Origin of the sequence: Mycobacterium colombiense CECT 3035 (assembly GCF_002105755.1) — a bacterium.
Taxonomy (GTDB): Bacteria; Actinomycetota; Actinomycetes; order Mycobacteriales; family Mycobacteriaceae; genus Mycobacterium; species Mycobacterium colombiense.
Genome location: NZ_CP020821.1, coordinates 757584 through 779620, shown reverse-complemented (window position 1 = coordinate 779620; position 22037 = coordinate 757584). Strand labels below are relative to the sequence as shown.

20 protein-coding genes, 1 pseudogene and 1 riboswitch are annotated in these 22037 nt (G+C 69.4%); of the genes and pseudogenes, 6 read left to right on the top strand and 15 right to left on the bottom strand.

Features of this window, described 5'->3' with window-relative positions; genetic code table 11:
• Positions 1-10 precede the first annotated feature (10 nt).
• On the bottom strand, positions 11-487 hold the full coding sequence (locus tag B9D87_RS03745) for a VOC family protein (protein WP_007776289.1): 477 nt from the start codon (positions 485-487) through the stop codon (positions 11-13).
• On the bottom strand, positions 484-885 hold the full coding sequence (locus tag B9D87_RS03740) for a helix-turn-helix domain-containing protein (RefSeq protein ID WP_007776292.1): 402 nt from the start codon (positions 883-885) through the stop codon (positions 484-486). Before B9D87_RS03740 ends, B9D87_RS03745 begins: the two co-directional genes overlap by 4 nt.
• Before the next feature lie 60 nt (positions 886-945).
• Between B9D87_RS03740 and B9D87_RS03735 the strand changes: the two genes are divergently transcribed.
• Entirely contained in the window at positions 946-1392 is a 447-nt protein-coding gene (locus tag B9D87_RS03735) for a PPOX class F420-dependent oxidoreductase (RefSeq protein ID WP_007776294.1), read from the top strand.
• A complete protein-coding gene (locus B9D87_RS03730) occupies positions 1389-2330 on the top strand; it encodes an MBL fold metallo-hydrolase (protein ID WP_007776296.1) in 942 nt (313 codons plus the stop codon). The genes B9D87_RS03735 and B9D87_RS03730 overlap by 4 nt, the downstream gene beginning before the upstream one ends.
• Before the next feature lie 9 nt (positions 2331-2339).
• Here the strand turns inward: B9D87_RS03730 and dnaE are convergent, their stop codons facing one another.
• From dnaE to B9D87_RS03710, 4 genes are all read right to left on the bottom strand, one after another.
• Complete coding sequence (gene dnaE, locus B9D87_RS03725; protein WP_040631822.1) at positions 2340-5906, bottom strand: DNA polymerase III subunit alpha; 3567 nt, start codon at positions 5904-5906, stop codon at positions 2340-2342.
• A 67-nt stretch (positions 5907-5973) separates the two neighbouring features.
• Entirely contained in the window at positions 5974-6405 is a 432-nt protein-coding gene (locus tag B9D87_RS03720; RefSeq protein ID WP_007776302.1) for a type II toxin-antitoxin system Rv0910 family toxin, read from the bottom strand.
• 253 nt (positions 6406-6658) lie between these two features.
• The gene (locus B9D87_RS03715) at positions 6659-7462 is read right to left on the bottom strand and encodes an SDR family NAD(P)-dependent oxidoreductase (RefSeq protein ID WP_007776304.1); all 804 of its coding nucleotides are present in this window, start codon (positions 7460-7462) and stop codon (positions 6659-6661) included.
• A 4-nt stretch (positions 7463-7466) separates the two neighbouring features.
• A complete protein-coding gene (locus B9D87_RS03710) occupies positions 7467-8507 on the bottom strand; it encodes an SDR family NAD(P)-dependent oxidoreductase (RefSeq protein WP_040631825.1) in 1041 nt (346 codons plus the stop codon).
• Between the two features lie 284 nt (positions 8508-8791).
• Between B9D87_RS03710 and B9D87_RS03705 the strand changes: the two genes are divergently transcribed.
• Complete coding sequence (locus B9D87_RS03705; protein ID WP_007776310.1) at positions 8792-9202, top strand: group I truncated hemoglobin; 411 nt, start codon at positions 8792-8794, stop codon at positions 9200-9202.
• Between the two features lie 36 nt (positions 9203-9238).
• Positions 9239-9997: a class I SAM-dependent methyltransferase gene (locus B9D87_RS03700; protein ID WP_007776313.1), complete on the top strand. Its 759-nt coding sequence runs from the start codon at positions 9239-9241 to the stop codon at positions 9995-9997.
• Between the two features lies 1 nt (position 9998).
• On the opposite strand, the gene B9D87_RS03695 is transcribed toward B9D87_RS03700, so the two are convergent.
• Positions 9999-10925 (bottom strand): RluA family pseudouridine synthase, encoded by a 927-nt coding sequence (locus B9D87_RS03695; protein WP_007776316.1) that lies wholly within the window; start codon positions 10923-10925, stop codon positions 9999-10001.
• Positions 10918-11568, bottom strand: coding sequence for a signal peptidase II (gene lspA, locus B9D87_RS03690; RefSeq protein WP_040631826.1), 651 nt, complete (start codon positions 11566-11568; stop codon positions 10918-10920). The genes B9D87_RS03695 and lspA overlap by 8 nt, the downstream gene beginning before the upstream one ends.
• A gap of 54 nt (positions 11569-11622) precedes the next feature.
• Between lspA and B9D87_RS03685 the strand changes: the two are divergent.
• Positions 11623-12578: pseudogene (locus B9D87_RS03685) on the top strand (asparaginase).
• On the opposite strand, the gene B9D87_RS03680 reads toward B9D87_RS03685, so the two are convergent.
• Entirely contained in the window at positions 12543-13961 is a 1419-nt protein-coding gene (locus B9D87_RS03680; RefSeq protein ID WP_007776321.1) for a DNA polymerase IV, read from the bottom strand. The pseudogene B9D87_RS03685 and the gene B9D87_RS03680 sit on opposite strands and share 36 nt — an antisense overlap.
• 122 nt (positions 13962-14083) lie before the next feature.
• On the opposite strand from B9D87_RS03680, the gene B9D87_RS03675 reads away from it, so the two are divergent.
• On the top strand, positions 14084-14605 hold the full coding sequence (locus B9D87_RS03675) for a hypothetical protein (protein ID WP_007776322.1): 522 nt from the start codon (positions 14084-14086) through the stop codon (positions 14603-14605).
• 12 nt (positions 14606-14617) lie between these two features.
• On the opposite strand, the gene ileS is transcribed toward B9D87_RS03675, so the two are convergent.
• The 6 genes from ileS to B9D87_RS03645 all read right to left on the bottom strand — a co-directional run bounded on the left by ileS (position 14618) and on the right by B9D87_RS03645 (position 21937).
• Positions 14618-17755, bottom strand: a complete 3138-nt coding sequence (ileS, locus tag B9D87_RS03670; RefSeq protein ID WP_007776324.1) for an isoleucine--tRNA ligase — start codon at positions 17753-17755, stop codon at positions 14618-14620.
• A gap of 260 nt (positions 17756-18015) precedes the next feature.
• Positions 18016-18264, bottom strand: coding sequence for an Rv1535 family protein (locus B9D87_RS03665; RefSeq protein WP_007776326.1), 249 nt, complete (start codon positions 18262-18264; stop codon positions 18016-18018).
• A 278-nt stretch (positions 18265-18542) separates the two neighbouring features.
• A riboswitch (M-box (ykoK) riboswitch) is annotated at positions 18543-18712 on the bottom strand.
• Between the two features lie 182 nt (positions 18713-18894).
• Complete coding sequence (locus B9D87_RS03660) at positions 18895-20019, bottom strand: NAD(P)H-dependent flavin oxidoreductase (RefSeq protein ID WP_007776327.1); 1125 nt, start codon at positions 20017-20019, stop codon at positions 18895-18897.
• Positions 20020-20093: 74 nt separating this feature from the next.
• Entirely contained in the window at positions 20094-20663 is a 570-nt protein-coding gene (locus B9D87_RS03655; RefSeq protein WP_007776329.1) for a carboxymuconolactone decarboxylase family protein, read from the bottom strand.
• Between the two features lie 76 nt (positions 20664-20739).
• Positions 20740-21141, bottom strand: coding sequence for a VOC family protein (locus B9D87_RS03650; RefSeq protein ID WP_040631829.1), 402 nt, complete (start codon positions 21139-21141; stop codon positions 20740-20742).
• Positions 21095-21937 carry a helix-turn-helix domain-containing protein gene (locus B9D87_RS03645; RefSeq protein ID WP_040631874.1) on the bottom strand — a complete coding sequence of 281 codons (843 nt, stop codon included), beginning with the start codon at positions 21935-21937 and terminating at the stop codon, positions 21095-21097. The genes B9D87_RS03650 and B9D87_RS03645 overlap by 47 nt, the downstream gene beginning before the upstream one ends.
• Positions 21938-22037 lie beyond the last annotated feature (100 nt).

Here is a 22037-nt window from a genome sequence, read left to right as displayed (position 1 = left end):
CACGCACGGCTCAGGCCTGTGGCCGCCAGAGCTGCACTGTGCCCGTCGCGTCGCCGGGCAGTTCCACCAGCTCGATCGGCGTGCCGTCGGGGTCGTGGATGAAGAACATCCGCACGCCCCCGATGTCGACGGGCGGGTCGGCCCGGACGCCGGGGTGGTGGCGCGTCACGGTGTCGTAGGCGGCGTCGAGATCGTCGACGCGGAACGACATGTTGGTGTAGCCCAGGTGTGGGCCGCTCGGGCAGTCGGGCACCGTGCCCAACGACAACAGTTCCACCATCGCCGCCCCGATCAGCCCGCCGATCATGCGGCCCTGCTGGGCGGCGCCGCCGGTGACCGAATCCAGTCCGGCGCCGGCGAGTTCGACGTCGAACACCACGTCCATGCCCAGCACCGCGGTGTAGAACGCCAGCGAGGCCTCGATGTCGGAGACGCCGATGCAGATGTGCGAGAAGTTCTGCACGGCGATCCGGTGCTGGTGGGTCATGTGGGCTCCTTGCCGGCGTGGGGTGGGTGAATGCCGCAGGTACAGGCGTCAATTGAGGGGCACGTGCAGCGCATCCCCCACTCGATGACGGCGCGGGCGCGCGCCAGCGAGTCCATCTGGGCGTCGATCTCGGCGAGTTTCGCCTCGGCCAGCGCGCGGCTGGCCGGCCGCCCGGGAGCGTCGTCGGCGAACAACAGCTGGATCTCTTCCAGCGAGAACCCGGCGGCCTTGCACAGCGCGATCACCTCGAGGCGGGCCAGGATCGAGTCGTCGTAGCGGCGCTGACCGCCCAGCCGCGCCGGCTGCGGCACCAGCCCGATCTGCTCGTAATACCGCAGCGCCGTCGCGGCGACCCCGGTCTGGCGCGCCACCTCCCCGATCGTCAGGCTCGGCGCCATCGCAGCCTCCCGGAATTCGATGCTTGACTTCGAGCCAACTCTAAGTCCTTGACTGGGGTTATGACCATCTCCCAACACGCGGAAATCCGGCGCTCTCGCTACGCGCTGCTGCGATCGTTTCGCCGCGACGGCACGCCCGTCGACACCCCGATCTGGTTCGCGTTCGACGACGACGGCCTGCTGTTCCGGACCAAGGTCGGCCCGAAGACCAGGCGGCTGGCCGCCCGCCGCGACGTCGAACTCGCCGCCTGCGACCACCGGGGCCGGCTGCGCCCCGGCGCGGCGACGGTGACCGGCCGCGCCACCGTGCTGTCCGGCGCCGAGGCCGCCCGCGCCAACCGCGTGCTGCACCGGCGCTACGGCTGGCAGTGGAACATCGTCCCGCTGATCAAGGTGCCCGGCGTGACCAACGTCCACCAAGACCTGTGCGCGCGCGAGAAGTTGCGGCGCGCCCGCGACCGCGGGGTGTGGCCGGACAGCGTCATCGTGCGGGTGGAACTGCCATGACGCGGGCACTGGTGTCCGACCCCGTCCGCTCCCCCGGCCTCCGCCAATGCTGCGGCGCCGCAGCGGGATTGGCGCTCGGCATGGTGCGCCCGAAGCGGCCCGACGAGAGGTTCCTGCGCGGCGTCGTCGACGCCGGCCTCCCGGCTCCCGGTACTACCGTGACGGTGAGTGCGCTGCCGCAGGTGCCGCGCCCGGTGCCGACCGCCGCCATCGTCGAGGGCACCTTCACCCCGGCGCGCGTCGAGAACTCGCTCACGTCGTTCGTCGTCACCCACCCGGAGGCGACGTTCATCGTCGACCCCGCGGTGTGCGTCGACGTCGAGCGACGCGCGATCGCCCAGCTGCCCGCCGTGCTGCGGGTCGCGGTCCGCCCGCCCGCCTCGACCATCCCCACCCGCACCGCGCTGAACCGGTTGCCCGACGCGCCACGCCTGGATTTCGCGCTCCCCACCCACGCGCACTGGGACCACGTGTCGGGCCTGCTGGACCTGCCGGGCCTTCCGGTGCACCTGCACCGCCGCGAACACGATTGGGTCGGTTCGGGTCCCGTCGCGCCCGTCGGCGGCGTGCGCGATTCGCTGCTCGGCCGGCCCGTCAACGACTACGACCTGGACGGTCCGCCGGTGCTGACCTTCACCGCCAGCCACGACCTCTTCGGTGACGGTTCGGTCGTGCTGGTGGACCTGGCCGGCCACACGCCGGGCAGTGTCGGTGTGCTGGCCCACACCGCGCGGGGCTGGATCCTCATCGCCGGCGACGCCGCGTGGCACCACTTGCAGATCGACAAGGTCCGTCAGAAGGCAAGCTACCCCGGCAATTTGGTGGACGAGGATCGCGAGGAGACGTTCAGAACCCTGCAGCGCCTGCACCTGGCGCGGCACACCGTGACGATCATCCCGACCCACGACCACCGGGCGGCGTCGCGATTGGCCGGATAGCCGTTCGCGCTAGCCGCCCAGGCAGCCCGGGCCCAGCAGCGCCTTGAGGTCCCCCATCAGCGCCGGCGAGGGCGTAACCCGAAGGGACGCATCCAATTCCAGCGTGGTGATCCGGTCCCCACTGATCAGGCGCAGATGCACCTGCGCCGTGCCGGGGTGACGGGCCAGCACCTGCTTGAGCGCGGTGACTTTGTCGATGGTGCACTGCCGCGTCGGCAGGCTGACCGCCAGCGGCCGGTTCGGCTGCGCGTTGGAGAAGTCGGGCACCACAAGCTCGTTGGCGATCAGCGCGACCCGGTCGTCGCGCAGCGACACCTTCGCCTTGATCAGCACCACGACGTCGTCGGCGATGTCGGCCCCGTAGACGGAGTACGCCTGGGGGAAGAACATCACCTCGATCCCACCGGTGAGATCCTCTAATTGGGCTGACGCCCAAGGCATTCCGTTCTTGTTGACCCGCCGGTTGACCGAGGCGAGGATGCCCCCCACCCGCACCTGGGCGTCGTTGGGCACATCGCCGTCGAGGATGGCCGGGATCTGGGTGTCGACCTGCGCGGTCAGCAGGTGCGCCACCTGGTTGAGCGGGTGCCCGGACACGTACAGGCCCAGCATCTCCCGCTCCAGCGCGAGCTTGTGCTTGTCCTCCCATTCGTCGTCGGGCACCTTGATGTTGAACACCGATTCGGTGCACCCCTCGTCGCCGCCGAACAGGTCGAACTGGCCCATCGCCTCGGCCTTCTTGGTGCCCAGCACCGAGTCGACCGCGTCGGTGTGCACCAGGAACAGGCCCTTGCGGGCATGCCCCAGCGAGTCGAACGCGCCCGCCTTGATCAACGACTCGGTGACCTTCTTGTTGCAGGCCGCGACGTCGATCTTGTTGAGGTAGTCCGAGAAGTCGGTGAACTTGCCCTTGCCGTTGCGGGTGCTGATCAGCGAGCCGACCACGTTGGCGCCGACGTTACGCACCGCGCCCAGCCCGAACCGGATGTCCTGCCCCACCGAGGCGAAGTTCACCAGGGACTCGTTGACGTCCGGCGGCAGCACCGTGATGCCGAGCTTGCGGCAGTCGGCCAGATACACCGCGGCCTTGTCCTTGTCGTCGCCGACCGAGGTCAGCAGGCCGGCCATGTACTCGGCCGGATAGTTGGCCTTCAGGTAGGCCGTCCAATAGGAGACCAGGCCGTAGCCCGCCGCGTGCGACTTGTTGAACGCGTACCCGGCGAACGGAAGGATGGTGTCCCACAACGCTTTCACCGCTTTTTCGGAGAAGCCGTTGGCGGTCATGCCTTCGTAGAAGCCCTTGTACTCGGCCTCGAGCACCTCGAGCTTCTTCTTACCCATCGCCTTGCGCAGCGCGTCGGCTTTGCCCATCGTGTAGGAGGCGACCTTCTGGGCGATGAACATGATCTGCTCTTGATAGACGATCAGGCCGTGCGTCTCGGCCAGGATCTCGCGCAGCGGCTCCTCGAGCTCCGGGTGGATGGGCTTGACCGCCTGACGACCGTTCTTGCGGTCGGCGTAGTCGTTGTGGGCGTTCATGCCCATCGGGCCGGGGCGGTACAGCGCCAGCACCGCGACGATGTCGTTGAACTCGGTGGGCTGCATGCGGCGCAACAGGTCTCGCATCGGCCCGCCGTCGAGCTGGAACACGCCCAGGGTGTCGCCGCGACCGAGCAGTTCGTAGGTGGGCTTGTCGTCCAGCGGCACCGATTCCAGGTCGAGGTCGATTCCCCTGTTGCTCTTGATGTTTTCCAGGGCGTCGCCGATGATCGTCAGGTTCCGCAGGCCCAGGAAGTCCATCTTCAACAGGCCGATGGCCTCACACGACGGATAGTCCCAGCCGGTGATGATGGCGCCGTCCTGGGGGCGCTTCCACAGCGGGATGGCCTCGGTCAGCGGCTCGCTGCTCATGATCACCGCGCACGCGTGCACGCCGGCGTTGCGGATCAGGCCCTCCAGGCCGCGCGCGGTCTGATAGATGGTGCGCACGTCGGGATCGGTTTCGATCAGGCCGCGGACCTCGGCGGCCTCCTTGTACCGCTCATGGCCCGGGTCGGTGATGCCCGACAGCGGGATGTCCTTCGCCATGATCGGCGGCGGCAGCGCCTTGGTGATCCGGTCGGCGATCGCGAACCCGGGCTGGCCGTAGTGGATGCGCGCCGAATCCTTCAGCGCCGCTTTGGTTTTGATGGTGCCGAAGGTGATGACCTGGGCCACCCGGTCCGAGCCCCACTTCTCGGCGGCGTAGCGCACCATCTCGCCGCGGCGACGGTCGTCGAAGTCGATGTCGATGTCGGGCGCCGACGGACGTTCCGGGTTGAGGAAGCGCTCGAACAGCAGGCCGTGCGGGATCGGGTCGATGTTGGTGATGCCCAGCGCGTAGGCCACCAGCGAGCCGGCCGCCGAGCCACGGCCCGGGCCCACCCGGATGTCCACCGACCGCGCGTGGTTGATCAGGTCGGCGACGATCAGGAAGTAGGACGGGAAGCCCTTGTCGCAGATGACCTTGATCTCGTACTCGGCGCGGTCGATGTAGTCCTGCCCGACGCCGGACGGGAACCGGCGCTGCAGCCCGGCCAGCACCTCGTGGTGCAGCCAGCTCGCCTGGTCGTGGCCCTCGGGCACCGGGAAGATCGGCATCCGGTCGCGTGGCTCCCACACCTCGTCGTAGGACTGCACGCGTTCGGCGATCAGCAGGGTGGAGTCGCAGGCGCCGGGAACCTCGTCGTCCCAGATCTGGCGCATCTCGGCGGCCGACTTCAGGTAGTAGCCGTCGCCGTCGAACTTGAACCGGTTGGGGTCCGAGAGCGTCTTGCCGGTCTGCACGCACAGCAGCGCCTCGTGGTTGTGGGCGGCGTCGCGGGTGACGTAGTGGCAGTCGTTGGTGGCCAGCGGCGGGATGCCCAGCTTGCGGCCGATCTCCAGCAGCCCTTCGCGCACCCGGGTCTCGATGGACAGGCCGTGGTCCATCAGCTCCAGGAAGTAGTTGTCGGCGCCGAAGATTTCGCGCCACTTGGCGGCCGACTCCAGCGCCTCACGCTCGTGTCCCAGCCGCAGCCGGGTCTGCACCTCGCCGGACGGGCAGCCGGTGGTGGCGATGATGCCCTCGGCGTGTTCGGCGATGATCTCGGCGTCCATCCGCGACCACTTGCCGAGCTGGCCCTCGAACGAAGCCAACGACGACAGCCTGAACAGGTTGCGCAGCCCGGTGGCGTTCTCGGCCACCATCGTCATGTGCGTGTAGGAGCCGCTGCCCGACACGTCGTCGGACTTCTGGCCCGGGTCACCCCACAGGATCCGCCGGGTGTCGAAGCGCGAGGCCGGCGCGATGTAGGCCTCGACGCCGATGATCGGCTTGATCCCGGCCTTGGTCGCCGCGTTGTAGAACTCGCTGGCGCCGAACATGTTTCCGTGGTCGGTCATCCCGACCGCGGGCATTTGCAGCCGGTCCACCTCGGCCAGCATCGGCGCGATCTTCGCGGCACCGTCCAACATCGAATACTCGGTGTGGTTATGCAGGTGCACGAAGGACGACCCGCGAGGAGCGCTCGCGTTCGGAGCTGACGAACCGGTCATAGGGACGCCAGTCTATGACCGCGGACCGACACGAGTTCGGCGTGTCGCGGCGTGTGTCTTGACCGGTTTATCCGTACAACTCGACGAAGTTCTTCAGCGACTTCTGGACGTCGCCTTTGACGGCCCGCGCGGCCGCCGATCCCACCGGGCCGAACAGCGCCCGTCCGCCCAGTTCGAGGCGCAGACCCAGCGTCGATCCCTCGCCGGCGGGCCGCACGGTGAGGGTGACGACGTACTTTGCACCGCCCTTGCCGTCCCCCGACATCGCCATCTCGTGCGGCGGGTCCCACCTGGTGACGGTCCACGTCACCCGGTTGCGAAGTCCCTTGGCGCGCGCGACGCCGACGATCTGGGTGCCCTCGGCGATCTCGTCGGGCAGGTCGCTGCGCCAGCCCTCGTGCATGACCAGCCAGTCGCCCAGATCCGAGAGATCGGAGACGTGATCCCACATGTCCTGCGGAGTCATCGGGACGTCGGCGGTCAGGTCCACGGCAGCCACCGCCTGAGCCTAGCGCTTCGTCACATCCGCCACTGCGGTCCCACCGCCGAGGCACAGGGTCTATTGCCCGCCTCTGAGCGACAACGGGAGACGGGCGACGGGAGACGGGCGACGGGCGACGGGCGACGCGACAACCGGAAACGGCGACGCGCACCAACCCAGTTGTCGCTCCGAGGCGGGCATTTCGTCATATGCCCGGCGCGGAGACGGATGTGACGAATGTGATCCGGCGACCGCGAACCGGGCCATCAAGTCAGCTCTTCGGCCCACCGCGGAAGCGGTTGCCGATCCGGATCCCGGGCAGCAGCAGGCTGCGCGGAGCGAACCGCCCGCCGGTGCTGACCACCTTGGGCACCACGCCGGGCACCACCGTGCGCCGGCCGGCGAGCATGCCGCCGATGGCCGCCTCGGCCACGTCGCGCGGCGACACCTGGGCGATGGGAATGCTGAACCGCTCGGCGTTGGCGATCTCGGCCCACTCCGTCGGCACCGGTCCCGGGCACAGGCAGGTGACCGACACACCCGTCCCGTGCAGCTCCTCGTGCACCGCTTCGGAGAACGTCTGCACGAACGCCTTGGTGGCCGAATAGACCGCCATGAAGGGAACGGGCTGGAATCCGGCGATCGACGCGATGTTCATCACCGCGCCGGCGCCGCGCTCGACCATGCCGGGCAACGTCGCGTGGGTCAGTTCCATCAACGCCAGCGCGTTGAGCGTGACCTCTTCGCTCTCGCGCTCCACCGGCAGCTCGTGGAACACCCCGCTGGTGCCGAAACCGGCGCTGTTGCACAGGCCGGCGATCGGCTCGCTGCGCAGCCGGCTCGCCAGCTTGGCGCGCGACTTGGCGTCGCTGAGGTCCAGTGGCAGCACCTCGACGCCCACCGAGTACTCCTGGCCCACCTCGTTGGCCAACTCGTCGAGGCGCTCGCGGCGCCGCGCGACCAGCAACAACGGGAAGCCACGGCGGGCCAACCCGCGGGCCAGTTCGGCGCCGATGCCGGACGAGGCGCCGGTGATGACGACGGTGGTCTCAATATCAGGTTTGGGAAGACTCATGGTGTCACCAATGTATCCCGCGGGTCGCCCGCACAAAGTTTTCGCTGCGCTTATCGAATTGCGTTGTCTCGGTTGATGTTTCATCACCCTTGGCCGCGTCGGAATCGCCGAACATGGCGAACGCCCGGTTGCGCACCCGGTCCATCACCGCCGGGTTGACGGCGTCGGCGACCGCGGCGAACTGCCCGAACGGCGAGCTGGCCCGCCGCGGCCGATGCACGATCGCGTCGGCGATCACCCCGGCCGCCTGCTCGGGCGTCAGCGCCGGGAACTTGTCGTAGAGCGTGGTCGGACTGATCATCGGCGTGCGCACCAGCGCCATGTGCACCGTGGTGAACCGCACGTCGTCGTTGACGGTCTCGGCCTGCAGCGAGTCGCACAGGCTGTCCAGCGCGGCCTTGCTGGCGATGTAGGCGCCGAAGCGCGGCGCGCGGGTCTGCACGCCGACCGAGGAGACGTTGACGATGTGCCCGTATCCCCGCTCGCGCATCCCGGGGATGAATTTGAGGATCAACTGGACCGCGCCGAGATAGTTCAGCTGCATCGTGCGCTGATAGTCGTGGATCCGGTCGTAGGACAGCTCGAGCGAGCGCCGAATCGAGCGGCCGGCGTTGTTGATCAGGATGTCGACGCCGCCGAGATCCGCGAGCACCTGATCGGCCATCGCGGCGATGGCGTCCATGTCGGACAGGTCGCACGGGTAGACGTGGGCGGCCCCGCCGCCGTCGCGGATCTCGTCGGCGACCTTCTCCAGGTTCTCCCGGGTGCGCGCCACCAGCGCCACCGTCCCCCCGGCCTCGGCGATCTTCTTCGCGGCGGCCTCACCGATGCCCGACGATCCCCCGGTGATCAGGATGGTCCTGCCCTTGACCGCCTCCTCGAGCGTGCGGCCCTGCACCGCGTCCAGCAGATTCCTCAGATAGAACGGCCGATACCGCCCGGCCGAGTTCGGGGTGTTGACGATGTGGGACACCGCGGCCAGTGGCTTTTCCACCAGGCTCCCGATCGAGTTCTCCACCAAGTTCGTTAAGTCACCAAGATTCATCGGCTTTCACCCCTGATGATGTGAGCCCCCCGACCGCAACTGGCCAGCCCGATGACCACGACCGCCTTGCGGGGCTGCGCGAGTGATGTGACGTGCATCATTAAGCCAACCTAGGACATCAATCCGTCACCCCGATGCAGATTGCCGTCATGTAACGCGGCGCCGGGCCTCACGGCCCGCCGGCAGCGACCGCCAGCCGTGGGCAATCCGCTTGTTACACAGGGCAATCCGGGTGTGATCGCACACTAACCGACGGGCAACGCCGGAATGATCCAATCCAGCTTATGAAAATTCTGGCGCGCTTCCGCAAGTCCGCACCGGCACCCGTCTACGACCGGATCGGTGGGCACGAGGCGATCGAAGTCGTGGTGGAGGACTTCTACGTTCGCGTGCTTGCCGACGACGAGCTGTCCGGCTTCTTCACCGGCACGAACATGAACCGCCTGAAGGGCAAGCAGGTGGAATTCTTCGCCGCCGCCCTAGGCGGCCCGGAGCCCTACACCGGCGCGCCGATGAAGCAGGTGCACCAGGGCCGCGGGATCACCATGCACCACTTCGGTTTGGTGGCGGGCCATTTGGCCGACGCGCTGGCCGCAGCCGGGGTGCCGTCGGAGACGGTCACCGAGATACTCGGCGCGATCGCCCCGCTGGCCCCCCAGATCGCCACGGGCGACGCCGGCAAGGTCAGAATCTGACGGTTTTAGGCGCGCCGCACGCCTAGCATGCCTGACATGCGGCGCACATTTGACGACCTGATCGCCGAGGCGGACGCCGCCCCGGTCGAGGGCTGGGACTTTTCGTGGCTGGACGGCCGGGCCACCGAGGAACGCCCGTCATGGGGCTATCAGCGGCTGCTGCGGGCGCGGTTGGCGACGGTGTCGGCGGCGCTGGACATTCACACCGGCGGCGGGGAGGTGCTGTCCGGCGCGGCACCGTTCCCGCCGACCATGGCGGCCATCGAGACGTGGCCGCCGAACGCGGCGCTGGCCACCCGGCGCCTGCACGCCCTGGGCGTGGTGGTCGTCGCGACCCGCGACGAACCCCCGTTGCCGTTCGCCGACGACGCGTTCGACCTGGTGACCACCCGTCACCCGATCTCGGTCTGGTGGACGGAGATCCGCCGGGTGCTCCGGCCGGGCGGCACGTACTTCGCGCAGCACATCGGCCCGGCCACCATGGGCGAGCTGGTCGAGTTTTTCATCGGGCCGCAGCCGGAGAAGTGGGCCGAGTTTCACCCGGACGCCGTGCGCGCGCAGGCCGAGGCGGCCGGGCTGGAGGTTGTCGATGTGCGGATGGAGCGGATGCGCGCCGAGTTCTTCGACATCGGGGCCGTGGTGTACTTCCTGCGCAAGGTGATCTGGACGGTGCCCGACTTCAGCGTGCAGCGCTACCGCGAGCGGCTGGCCGAACTGCACGAGCGCATCGAATCCGAGGGGCCGTTCGTCGCCCACTCCGTGCGGCTGCTCGTCGAGGCCCGCAAGCCCGCCTGAGTCAGCCCTCGTCGCGCAACACGTCCAGCGCGTGCTGCAGGTCGGGCGGGTAGGGGCTGACGATCTCGATCCGCCGGCCGTCGGCCGGGTGCGCGAACGACAGCGAGCGGGCATGCAGCCATTGGCGTTCCAGCCCAAGCTTTTTCGCGAGCTTGGGGTCGGCACCGTAGACGAGGTCACCGCAGCACGGGTGGTGCAGCGCGGAGAAATGCACCCGGATCTGGTGGGTGCGGCCGGTTTCCAGGTGCACGTCGAGCAGGCTGGCGGCGACGAAGGCCTCCACCGTGTCGTAGTGGGTGAGGCTGTGCCTGCCGTCCTTGGTGACCGCGAACTTCCACTCGCCGCCGCGGTGCCGCCCGATCGGCGCGTCGATGGTCCCGCTGGACGGGTCCGGATGTCCTTGCACCAGCGCGTGATAGCGCTTGTCGACGGTGCGCTGTTTGAACGCCCGCTTGAGCAGGGTGTAGGCGCGCTCGGACAGCGCCACCACCATCACCCCGGACGTGCCGACGTCGAGCCGGTGCACGATGCCCTGCCGCTCGGGCACACCCGAGGTGGTGATCCGGTAGCCGGCGGCGGCCAGGCCGCCGAGCACCGTGGGCCCGGTCCAGCCGACAGACGCGTGCGCGGCCACGGCCGCCGGCTTGTCGACGGCGACGATGTCGTCGTCGGAGTACAGGATCGTCATGCCCTCGATGTCGACCGGCGTGTTCTGCGGCGGGGCGGGCGCCTCGGGCAGCCGCACCTGCAGCCACGCGCCGCCGGTCAGCCGGTCGGACTTGCCGGCCTGGACGCCGTCGAGTTCGACGCCGCCGTCCTCGGCGATCGCCGCCGCCGCGCTGCGCGACAACCCCAGCAGGCGGGCCAGCCCGGCGTCGACGCGCATGCCCGCCAGGCCCTCCGGGACGGGCATCGAGCGGTCACTCACCCGCGCTGTCCTGGCTGTCGCCCTCGTCCTTGCGCCGGTCGCCGGCGGTGCGCCGACCTACCGAGTCGAAATCGAACCCGAAGATCGACAGCACCACCAGCAGGATGGCCCCGCCGACCACGGAGGGGTCGGCGACGTTGAACACCGGCCACCAGCCGACCGACAGGAAGTCCACGACATGCCCGCGCAGCGGCCCCGGGGCACGGAAGAAGCGATCGACCAGGTTGCCCATGGCGCCGCCGAGGATCATCCCCAGGCCCACCGCCCACCAGGGCGACACCAGCCGGCGCCCCATCCAGAAGATGCCGGCCACCACGCCGGTCGCGATCAGCGTCAGCACCCAGGTGTAGCCGGTCGCCATCGAGAAGGCCGCACCGGAATTGCGCACCAGGGTCCAGGTCACCGTGTCGCCGATGATCGGCACCGGCTGGCCGGGCGGCAGCAGTTTGACGGCAAGCACCTTGGTGACCACGTCGAGGGCCAGGATGATCGCCGCGATCGACAGCAGCAGCCGCAGCCGCCGTGGCGCGGGTCCGGGCGAAGCGACCGATTCGGGCTCCGCGTCTCGCTCGACCGGGGCGGCCCCACCAGCCTCTTCGGCTGAGGTCACCGGCTCAGTCGAGTTCGTTGGTTCTTCAGGCACGTCCCCATCATCCCCTACCGCCCCGCGCGGGCTAGCCATGTTCGCGCGGCGGCGATGCGCAATGATGCCAGCATGGCCCGCCTCACCGTGATCGCCACCGGAGGCACGATATCGACCGGCACCGGAGCCGACGGGGTGCACCGGCCCTCCTACACCGGGTCGGATCTCACGGCGCCTTTCCGCGAAGGACACGACGTCGACGTCGTCGACCTGCTGGCGGTGGACAGCTCGGAGCTGACACTGGCCGATTGGGACCGGATCCGCGACGCGGTGACGGCCGCGGTCGACGGCGGCGCCGACGGTGTGGTGGTGCTGCACGGCACCGACACCATGGAGGAGAGCGCGCTGTGGCTCGAGCTCACCTATGCGGGCCGGGCCCCGGTCGTGCTGACCGGCGCCATGCGCAGTGCCGACGCCCCCGACGCTGACGGCCCGGCGAATGTGCGCGACGCCCTGGCGGTGGCGGCCAGCCCGGCCGCCCGTGACCTGGGCGTGCTGTTGTGTTTCGCCGGCCGGGTGCTGCAACCGCTGGGCATGAGCAAGGTGGCCACCGAGGACCTGAGCGGCTTCACCGGCCGCCCGCTCGGATCCGTGGCCGGTGACGTGTCCCTGACCGGCCCGAAGACCCGCCCGTTCGTCGGCGAGCTGCGGGCCACCGGCGCCCCGCGCGTCGACATCGTTGCGGCGTACCTGGGCAGCGACGCGGTGGCGCTCGATGCGTGCGTGGCCGCCGGGGCGCGGGGCGTGGTGCTCGAGGCGCTGGGTTCGGGAAACGCCGGACCCGCGGTGGTCGACGCGGTGCGCCGGCACTGCGGCGACGGGGTCGTCGTCGCGGTGTCCACCCGCGTCCCCGGCGGGTCGGTGGGCGCCAGCTATGGCCCCGGGCACGACATGGCGGCGGCGGGGCGGTGATGGTGCCGCGGCTGCGACCGCCTCAGGCGCGCGTCCTGCTGATCGCCGCGCTGGCCGCGGGGCTACCGGTCGCCGACGTCGTCGCCCGGTGGGGCTGACAGCGCTCTGACTTCTGAGGCCTGCAGCTCCCCGGCGTAATCGGGCCAGTCCAGGGAATCGATCGGGTTGGCGCGCACCAGGTCGCCGCCGTCGGCGGGAAAGGTCCGGGCCGGGCCGGGGCCGGTGCTGCGGGTTTCGAACCGCGCGGTGACCACGCCGTGGCCCGCGCCCTGCACCCAGCCGTGCCCGAGCTCGCGGTGGGCGACGTCGTCGCCGACCCGCCACCCCGCAGCCTCTGCCGGCTGGGGACCGGGCCCATACATGGCCTCGGTCGCGGTCTCCACCGACGATGAATCCGATTGCGGCGCAGCCAGTTCCAAATCCGGAAACAGCGATTCCTGGCGCACGTCACTCAGCCCCGAAAAGCCCACGCCGAGAAGGCGAATGGGCCCGATCTCGCGCGGATCGAGCAGCAGCCGGCGGGCCATGCCCACCAGCGCGGCGACCTCGGTGGTGGCGTAGGGCAGCGTGGCGGACCGGGTCAGCGTGCTCATGTCGGATTTCTTCAGCTTGACGGTGACGGTGCGCGCGCCGCGGCCGTCGCGCAGCAGGCGGTGATGGGCGTGCTCGGCGATCGGCTCGATGGCCTCACGCAGCTGCTCCAGGCTGGTCAGGTCGGCGGCGAACGTCGACTCGGAGCTGATCTGCTTGGCCTCGGCCCGCTCGGCGACCGGGCGGTCGTCGATGCCGCGGGCCAGCCGGTGCAGCGCCGGCCCGATCGTGGCGCCCAGGATGTTGGCGGCCTCGGGCTCGGTCAGCGCGGCCAGCTCCCCGATGGTCTCGATGCCGAGGCGATGCAGCCGCTCCTCGGCGACGGGGCCGATCCCCCACAGCCGGCGCACCGGCAGCCCGCCGAGCAACAGCCGCTCTTCGGCGCGGCGCACCACCCGGACCCCGTCGGGCTTGGCCAGCCCGGAGGCGATCTTGGCGATCTGCTTGCCCGAGCCCGCACCCACCGAGGCGATCAGTCCGGTGTCGTCGCGGACCCGTCGCCGCAGGTCCTCGCAGAACGCCTCGACCTCCGCCGCCGACGCCCCGGCGAGCTGTGCCGGTTCGCCGAATCCCTCGTCGAAGGACAGCTGCTCGACCACGGGCACCACGGCGCGGATGGTGTCGAAGACGCGCCTGCTGGCCAGCCCGTACACCACGCCGCGCGGCGGCAGCACCACCGCGCTCACGCCGACCAGCCGGCGCGCCTGGTGCATGGGCATGGCCGAGCGCGCCCCGAACACGCGCGCCTCGTAGCTGGCCCCGGCCACCACGCCGCGCCCGCCCACGCCACCGACCAGCACCGGGCGTCCGCGCAGCGTCGGGCGGGTGAGTTGCTCGACGGAGGCGAAGAACGCGTCCATGTCCAGGTGCAGCACCCACCGCGACTCCACACGATCGATGCTAGGGCCCGCGCGAAGGGCCAGTTGGACTAACGTTTTGTCATGGCCATGAAGCTGGCGCCCCGCCGGATCCGCAGCTCGCGGCGCCCGGCCGGGGCGGTCGGGGTCCGCCGATGAGCACCGGGGCCGGCGACGCGGCCGTTTCGCCCGGGGATGCGCCTCCCGCGAAGCGGTGGGCGCGGCTGCGCCACCAATGGGACCAGCGCCTGCAACCCGGCGAGCAGGCCACGGTGCTGGCGTGGGTGTCGTTCACCCTGACCTTCGCGGGGCTGCGGGGCCTCACCCACTGGATCCGCGCCGGCCACGGACCTTCCGGTGGCGGAATGTCGTTGGGCGGCAAGCACTTCCACCACTACAACATCGGCATCGGGATGCTGGCGACCGTGGCGGGAGTGGGGCTGCGCGGAACCGACAAGCAGCGGCGGCATCCCGCGGCGGCGGTGGCCTATGGTGCCGCCAACGCGATGATCGTCGACGAGCTGGCGCTGCTGTTGGACCTCAAGGACGTCTACTGGGCCAAGGAAGGGCGCGAGAGCGTGGACGTCGCGGTCGGCCTGATCGCGACCGGGGCGACGGTGGTGGCGGGCATGCCGTTCTGGCCGCACGCCCACCGGGCGCTGTGGTCGCGCGCCTGACCGGTTCGCGGTTCACGCCTTGGCGATGCTGACCCGCACACCGTCGCCGATCTCGGCGCCATCGACCGGATCGCCGAATTCGAAACTGGTGGCCAGGATTTCGCCCGCGATGAGGTCGCGGTGGGTGCGCGCCCAGTCGGCCCGCTCGCCGGGCACCGCCATCACCACGCTGATGCGGTCGGAGACGTCCAGCCCGGTCGACTTGCGCAGCTCCTGCAGCTCGCGGATCCGGTCCTTGGCCCAGCCTTCGGCCTCCAGTTCCGGGGTCACCGTGCCATCGAGCACCACCAGGCCCGACCCGTCGGGCAGGGCGGCGGTGAATTCCGGGTCCGCCGCGACCAGCCGTGAACTGTATTCCTCGGGTTGCAGCACCGCGGGTCCGGCGGTCAGCGTGCCGTCCGCATTGACGACGCCCTCCCCCGCCTTGACCGCCTTGATGGCGGCCTGCACGTCCTTGCCCAGCCGCGGCCCGGCCACCCGCGCGTTGACGGTGAGCTCGAAGCGGCCGTAGGTGTCGATCGCGTCGGTCAGCTCGACGCTCTTGACGTTCAGCTCGTCGGCGATCAGGTCGGCGAAGGGCGCCAATCGCTGTGGATTCTCCACCGCCACAGTCAGTTTAGGCAGCGGCAGCCGTACCCGCAGCTTCTTGGCCTTGCGCAACGAGGACGCGGCCGAGCAGACGTCGCGGACCTGATCCATCGCGGCGACCAGGTCCGGGTCGGCGGGCACGTCGCCGGGTGCCGGCCAATCGGTGAGATGCACCGACCGCTGCGACGTCAGGCCGCGCCAGACGATCTCGGTCACGGACGGAAGCAGCGGCGCGGCCAGCCGCGCGGTGACCTCCAGCACGGTGTGCAGGGTGTCGATGGCGTCGACGTCTTCCTCCCAGAACCGCGAACGCGACCGTCGCACATACCAGTTCGTCAGCGCCTCGGTGAACTGGCGCAGCTGCTCGCAGGCCCGGGAGATGTCGCAGGTGTCCATCTCGTGGGTCAGCTCGTCGCGCAGCTCGGCGAGCTTGGCCAGGATGTAGCGGTCCAGCACCTGTGTCGAATCGGTGCGCCAGGTACCGACTTTGGGCGCGTAGAGGGCCAGGAAGCTGTAGGCGTTCCAGAACGGCAGCAGCACCTGGCGCACACCCTCGCGGATGCCCTGCTCGGTGACGATCAGATTGCCGCCGCGCAGGATCGGCGAGGCCATCAGGAACCAGCGCATGGCGTCGGAGCCGTCACGGTCGAACACCTCGGACACATCGGGATAGTTGCGCAGCGACTTGCTCATCTTCTGGCCGTCGGAGCCCAGCACGATGCCGTGTGCCACACAGGTTTTGAAGGCGGGACGGTCGAACAGCGCGGTGGCCAGCACGTGCAGGGTGTAGAACCAGCCGCGGGTCTGCCCGATGTACTCGACGATGAAGTCGCCGGGGTAGTGGCTGTCGAACCACTCTTCGTTCTCGAACGGGAAGTGCACCTGGGCATAGGGCATGGACCCCGAGTCGAACCACACGTCGAGCACGTCGGGGATGCGCCGCATCGTGCTGCGGCCGGTGGGGTCGTCGGGGTTGGGCCGGGTCAGCTCGTCGATGAACGGCCGGTGCAGGTTGGTGGGCCGCACCCCGAAGTCGCGTTCGAGTTCGTCGAGGCTGCCGTAGGCGTCGACCCGCGGGTACGCCGGGTCGTCGGACTTCCACACCGGAATCGGGGTGCCCCAGTAGCGGTTTCGGGATATCGACCAGTCGCGGGCGCCGGCCAGCCACTTGCCGAACTGGCCGTCCTTGACGTGCTCGGGGTACCAGGTGATCTGCTGGTTGAGTTCGACCATGCGGTCCCGGAACTCGGTGACCGCGACGAACCACGACGACACCGCCCGGTAGATCAGCGGGTTACGGCAGCGCCAGCAGTGCGGGTAGGGGTGCTCGTAGGTTTCGTGGCGCAGCAGCACGGCGCCGTTGGCCGCGGCGGGACCGCTGCCGTTCTTCAGGTCGCGGATGATGTGCGGGTTGGCGTCAAAGACGTGCTGCCCCTGGTAATCCGGGACCGTGGCGTCGAAGCGCCCCTTGGAATCGACGGGCGTGACCGGGGTGATGCCGACCTTGTCGGTGGTCGCCATGTCGTCCTCGCCGTAGGCCGGCGCCATGTGCACGATGCCGGTACCGTCCTCGGTGGTGACGAACTCACCGGGCAGCACCTGAAATGCGTTGGCCCTGCCCGGTTCCGGATCCATGAAATACGGGAACGGCGGCAGGTAGCGCATACCGAGCAGGTCGGCCCCGCGGTAGGTGGCCAGGATCTCGGGCTCTTCGCGCAACTCGCGCGCGTAGGCGGTCAGCCGCGGCTCCGCGAGGACGAAGCGCTTGCCGTCGGCCTCGACCTCGACGTAGGTCACCTCGGGGTTGACGGCGACGGCGAGGTTGGACGGCAGGGTCCACGGCGTCGTCGTCCATACCAGCAGGTGCGCCCCGTCCAGCGGGCCACCGACCACCCTGAAGCCCACCGTCAGGGCGGGGTCCTGGCGGCTCTGGTACACGTCGTCGTCCATCCGCAATTCGTGGTTGGACAGCGGGGTCTCGTCGCGCCAGCAGTAGGGCAACACCCGGTAGCCCTCATACGCCAGGCCCTTGTCCCAGAGCTGTTTGAACGCCCAGATCACCGACTCCATGTAGGGCAGGTCCAGCGTCTTGTAGTCGGTGTCGAAGTCGACCCAGCGCGCCTGGCGGGTGACGTAGGCCTGCCACTCGTCGGTGTAGCGCAGCACCGAGGCCCGGCAGGCGTCGTTGAACGCGGCGATGCCCATGTCGTCGATCTGCGACTTGTCGGTGATGCCCAGCTGGCGCTCGACTTCGAGTTCGGCGGGCAGCCCGTGGGTGTCCCAGCCGAAGCGGCGCTCCACCTTGTAGCCGCGCATGGTGCGGTAGCGCGGGACGATGTCCTTGACGTAGCCGGTGAGCAGGTGGCCGTAGTGCGGCAGCCCGTTGGCGAACGGCGGCCCGTCGTAGAACACGTATTCCGGCGCGCCGTCGCGGCGGGCGATGCTGGCCCGGAAGGTGTCGTCGCGGGCCCAGTAGTCGAGCACCTCGAGCTCGAGCGCCGGGAAGTCGGGCGCCCCGCCGGCCGGCTTGGGGTACGTGTTGACGTCGACGTTGTCGGTCACGATGCGCGTTGTCTCCTGTGCCACGGTGCAAACCGGGGACGACGACGCGCTGGCTGCGCGAGCGCCGCGGTACCACCCCGCTTGCCGCGCTTTCGCGTGGCCACTCGATGAGGGCTGTGACGGGCCTACCCGTTCGGTTCTACTGAGCCAGCACGGCCGTTCTTCCGAAGGCTCCCCGGTGATGGCCGGATCGACGCCAGTAGGTCGATTCTACGAAAACCCGCAAATCCGGGTGTTCGACGTCCATCGAAGTTCGGCTGTCAGGCCCGGACGTCGAGGACGCCGACCCGCCACAGCGCGGCGTACACGTGGCGCAGCGGGACGCTGAGCAGGCGCGCGGCGCCGTCGACCAGCGGGTCGCCACCGGCGCCGAACGGTGCGTGGTCGGACCGGCGGGCCTTGGCCACCGGAGCCGGGGCGGGCGCCGGGATCGTGTCGGTGTCGCGCACCACGGTGAGCGTGGGGGCGGGAGCTACGGTGAGCACTTCGTCGTAGAAAGCTGCGGTCATCATCGCCTCCTAGAGGGGAGATCTAACGGGGACTGATCGGACTGGTGTGTCCCATCCCGTGTGATCTCAGAACGCTTGGGCGATAACCACTTAGCGTTGCGACGACTCAGCCGAGAAGGTCGCGCCGGAGACCGGATCGGGACAAAACACAGTTCGGACTTCGGTCCGGACTATCGCTAGAACTCATGTGTCCCTCACCTCCTCGCGGTCACGACGCACGCGCGTGTCGCATGCGATCTATGCGCAGCAAAGGAGCAGAACCCGACGACCGTCGGCGATCCGCACCCCACTCGTCAGAGCTTCGGCACCACACGACGTGTCCGATACCTCGGAAGCCACCTGGGCTCAACCCTTAAGCCGGGAGGAGCTGTCCTGACCCGGGGCGTCTTTCGACGTTCGGGGTCAGTGGCCTGTATTCGTGTAGACGCCTCACCTAACGAGGTGCTTACCCGACCGATGATGCACGACGGCCATGACGCGGTCAAATCCCCGGATGGCGTGTCGACGATTCTGTACGCATTCATTAGGGGCGCACACAGCAATCGGCCAGGTTCACGGCGCTGAGCTGGGCATACGCGCGCCCACCGTCAGGGATCCGTCAATTCCGCGCGGTCCGTTCGGCGCCCCGGATCACTTCTCGACCAGGCCGTCGAGCCGGCCGATGGTGTCGATGAACTCCTCGACCATGTCCAGCACCACCGAGCGGGTGGGGCGCACCCGGTCGAGCGAGCCCACCACCTGCCCGACGAAGTAGGTGGCCAGCTCACGCGCCTTGGCGCCCTGCTGGGCGGCGGCGGAGTTGATGCGCACCTGCGGCTCGGTGATCAGCGCGGTCTGCAACGGCATGCCCAGCGGATCGGGGTTTTCCGGCCGGTCCCACTCGTCGGTCCAGGCCGTGCGCAGCATCCGCGCCGGCTTGCCCGTCATCGAGCGCGAGCGCACCGTGTCCGACGAGGTCGCGGCCAGGAACTTCTCCTTGACCACGGGCACCGTCTCGGCCTCTTCGGTGGTCAGCCACACCGAGCCGCACCACACGCCCTCGGCCCCGAGGGCCAGCGCCGCGGCGATCTGGCGCCCGCGGGCGATGCCGCCGGCGGCGAGCACGGGCACCGGGGCCACGGCGTCGACGACCTCGGGCACCAGGACCATGGTCGCCACCTCGCCGGTGTGACCGCCGGCCTCGGTGCCTTGCGCGACGATCAGGTCGACGCCCGCGGCGGCGTGCCGTTGCGCGTGCCGGGTGGTGCCGGCCAGCGCGGCCACCAGCACGTCCCGGTCGTGCGCGCGTTCGACGAGGTCGGCCGGCGGTGGGCCGAGCGCGCTGGCGATCAGCCGGATGTTGTTGGAGAAGGCGACGTCGAGCAGCGGCTCATAGGTCTTGGGCGAGATGTTCAGGCCACCCAGCGACGCGCGCGGCTCCGCGGCGGCCGCGGTGACGCCGTAGCGGGCCAGCAGGTCGTCGACGAAGGCGCGATGCTCCTCGGGCAGCAGGGTGCGGGCCTGGGTGGTGTCGATGCCGCCTTGCTCGGCACCGACGTACTTGGGCGGCAGCAGCAGGTCGACTCCGTAGGGCTTGCCGCCGGTCTGTTCCTCGATCCAGGTCAGCTCGCTCTGCAGCCGCTGGGGGCTGTGCGCGGTGGCGCCCAGGATTCCGAAGCCGCCCGCGTTGGTCACCGCCGCCACCACGTCGCGGCAGTGGCTGAAGGCGCAGATCGGGAATTCGACTCCGAGCAGCTCGGCGACCCTGGTTCTCATTGCCCGACGCTAAGAGTTATCGACGGCTAAGTCAATCGGCCACGGCGCGTGGGCAACTCATGCGCGCGCCGAGGTTAGGACCGGGGCGACCGGCCGTCCGGCGGCCAGCTCGACACGCCCTCCTCCAGCGGCACTTCCAGGCTCTGCAGGATCGACGCGACCATCCGCCAGGCGCCGATGACCGTCACGAGCTCAACGAGAACGGTTGTGTCGCCCTGGAATTCGCGCTCGCATGCCGACCAGCTCTTGGCGCTCACCGAGCCGTCGCGCACCACGTCGTCGGTGGCCGCGAGCACGGCCCGCTCGACGGGCCCGAACCCGGCGTGGTTCGGCCAATCCCGCACGCCCAGCAGGTCGTCGGCCGGAACGCCGAGCCGGGATGCGACGCGCCAGTGCTGTGTCCATTCGTAGTCGCAGGCGGTGAGCCAGCCGATCCGCATGATCACCAGCTCGCGCAGCCGAGAGTCGAGCGTCCCGTGCCAGAGCATGGTGGCGAGCAGGTCGTTGATGCCACGCGCCAGCGGCGGATGGTTGAGCAGCACCTGGAAGATGCTGAGCTCGGCCATGTAGTTGGGGACGGCCGCTTCGTCGGCGGCGGCCTTGGCTTCGTCGAGTGGCAGTTGAGGCAGGCGCGCTGTTGTCATCGGATGAGCACTCCTCCGTGCTGGCGGGACCGTCGCGTTCTACGGTCATGGTAGCCAGGCGTCGCAGTCTCACGGGTCAGCTCGGCATCGGCTCGCCGGCGTAGTCGCCGAACGACCACAAGTTGCCTTCCGGATCACGGACGGCGAATTCCGTTGCACCGTAATCGGTTTTGCCGAGCGGGCGGACGATTTCCGCCTGGTGTGAGGACACCCGGGCGTAGAGGGCATCGGGATCGCCGGTGACGATGTAGCCACCGGCGGTTCCCGGTTCGCGCGACCAGTCCGCCCCGGGTTTGTGGCTGCCCAACATGATGCCGCCGCTGCCTTCCGGCCAAAGCAATTGGGCATGGTCGACTCGGTCGCCGGCGCCGTAGCGTGCCGCGACGACAAAGCCGAACGTCTCGACGTAGTAATCGATGAGCTTGGGGGCGTCATGCGCCTGCAGCGTCAACCAGACTGTCGGATTCGAAGTAGTCATGGTCCCACTGTGATGCCCAGGAGTGGCCGCCGTCTTGGATGTTTCGGAACTCGTCGGCCAGCCACGCCCGCGGCGGCACCCCGGCGAACCGGACGAACTCGCGGGTCAGGTGGGCCTGGTCGCAGTAACCGGTGCCGGCCGCGATCGCCGCCAGGTCAACCCGGCCGTACGCGCGCGCCGATGCCGCGATCCGTGCTGACGCGTTCTGGAATCGCATCAACATCGACACCGTCTTCGGCGATCTGCCCACCTCTTGGTGGAAGAGAGTCGTTAGGTGTCGTGCGCTCACTCCGACTTGGTCGGCCACCTTGCCAACCTGCACTCGGCCGCGAGTGCGTTCCAGTAGCCGCCAGGCATAGGCGACCTCCGGCCGCACGGTCGCGCCGTCGCGGAACCGGCGGGCCTCCACGAGATATCCAGCGACAGTTGCGAATACATCGGACCATCCGCGCGCGTCCGCGGCACGCTCGGGGAGCCTGGCGGCAGACCGGCCCAGTACTTCAACGCCGTCGAAGCCGGTGATTGGGAGCTCGGCGCTGGGTACGCCGAACAGCGCACGCGAGGCCAACGGGTGCACGGCCAGCTGCACACCCGCCTGGCCGCGACACAGCCGCACATGGCTGGCCTGCACGTGTAATCCGCCGAGGATCAACGGGTTGGGCCGAGAACCCGCCAGCGCGTCGGCGGTGGACGCGGCCTCCACGCCGTCGTCGAGGCTGACGATGAATGTCAACGTCGACGACGGCATGCCGCGGTGCACCTTCTCAGCCACATCCGGGGTGCGATAGCCCACCATCGACATGACGCCGGGCGCGCTGCGCGGCGGAGCCAGCACGTACTCCCAGCCGCGCTCCACTTCGTCGATCATCACCAGCCACGCTATCGCGGCGCGGCCG

Coding starts and splice junctions, on each gene's coding strand:
- B9D87_RS03745 (WP_007776289.1), bottom strand. CDS start 487: ATGACCCACCAGCACCGGATCGCCGTGCAGAACTTCTCGCACATCTGC.
- B9D87_RS03740 (WP_007776292.1), bottom strand. CDS start 885: ATGGCGCCGAGCCTGACGATCGGGGAGGTGGCGCGCCAGACCGGGGTC.
- B9D87_RS03735 (WP_007776294.1), top strand. CDS start 946: ATGACCATCTCCCAACACGCGGAAATCCGGCGCTCTCGCTACGCGCTG.
- B9D87_RS03730 (WP_007776296.1), top strand. CDS start 1,389: ATGACGCGGGCACTGGTGTCCGACCCCGTCCGCTCCCCCGGCCTCCGC.
- dnaE (WP_040631822.1), bottom strand. CDS start 5,906: ATGACCGGTTCGTCAGCTCCGAACGCGAGCGCTCCTCGCGGGTCGTCC.
- B9D87_RS03715 (WP_007776304.1), bottom strand. CDS start 7,462: ATGAGTCTTCCCAAACCTGATATTGAGACCACCGTCGTCATCACCGGC.
- B9D87_RS03710 (WP_040631825.1), bottom strand. CDS start 8,507: ATGAATCTTGGTGACTTAACGAACTTGGTGGAGAACTCGATCGGGAGC.
- B9D87_RS03705 (WP_007776310.1), top strand. CDS start 8,792: ATGAAAATTCTGGCGCGCTTCCGCAAGTCCGCACCGGCACCCGTCTAC.
- B9D87_RS03700 (WP_007776313.1), top strand. CDS start 9,239: ATGCGGCGCACATTTGACGACCTGATCGCCGAGGCGGACGCCGCCCCG.
- B9D87_RS03675 (WP_007776322.1), top strand. CDS start 14,084: ATGAGCACCGGGGCCGGCGACGCGGCCGTTTCGCCCGGGGATGCGCCT.
- B9D87_RS03665 (WP_007776326.1), bottom strand. CDS start 18,264: ATGACCGCAGCTTTCTACGACGAAGTGCTCACCGTAGCTCCCGCCCCC.
- B9D87_RS03660 (WP_007776327.1), bottom strand. CDS start 20,019: ATGAGAACCAGGGTCGCCGAGCTGCTCGGAGTCGAATTCCCGATCTGC.
- B9D87_RS03655 (WP_007776329.1), bottom strand. CDS start 20,663: ATGACAACAGCGCGCCTGCCTCAACTGCCACTCGACGAAGCCAAGGCC.
- B9D87_RS03650 (WP_040631829.1), bottom strand. CDS start 21,141: ATGACTACTTCGAATCCGACAGTCTGGTTGACGCTGCAGGCGCATGAC.
- B9D87_RS03645 (WP_040631874.1), bottom strand. CDS start 21,937: ATGGTGGGCTATCGCACCCCGGATGTGGCTGAGAAGGTGCACCGCGGC.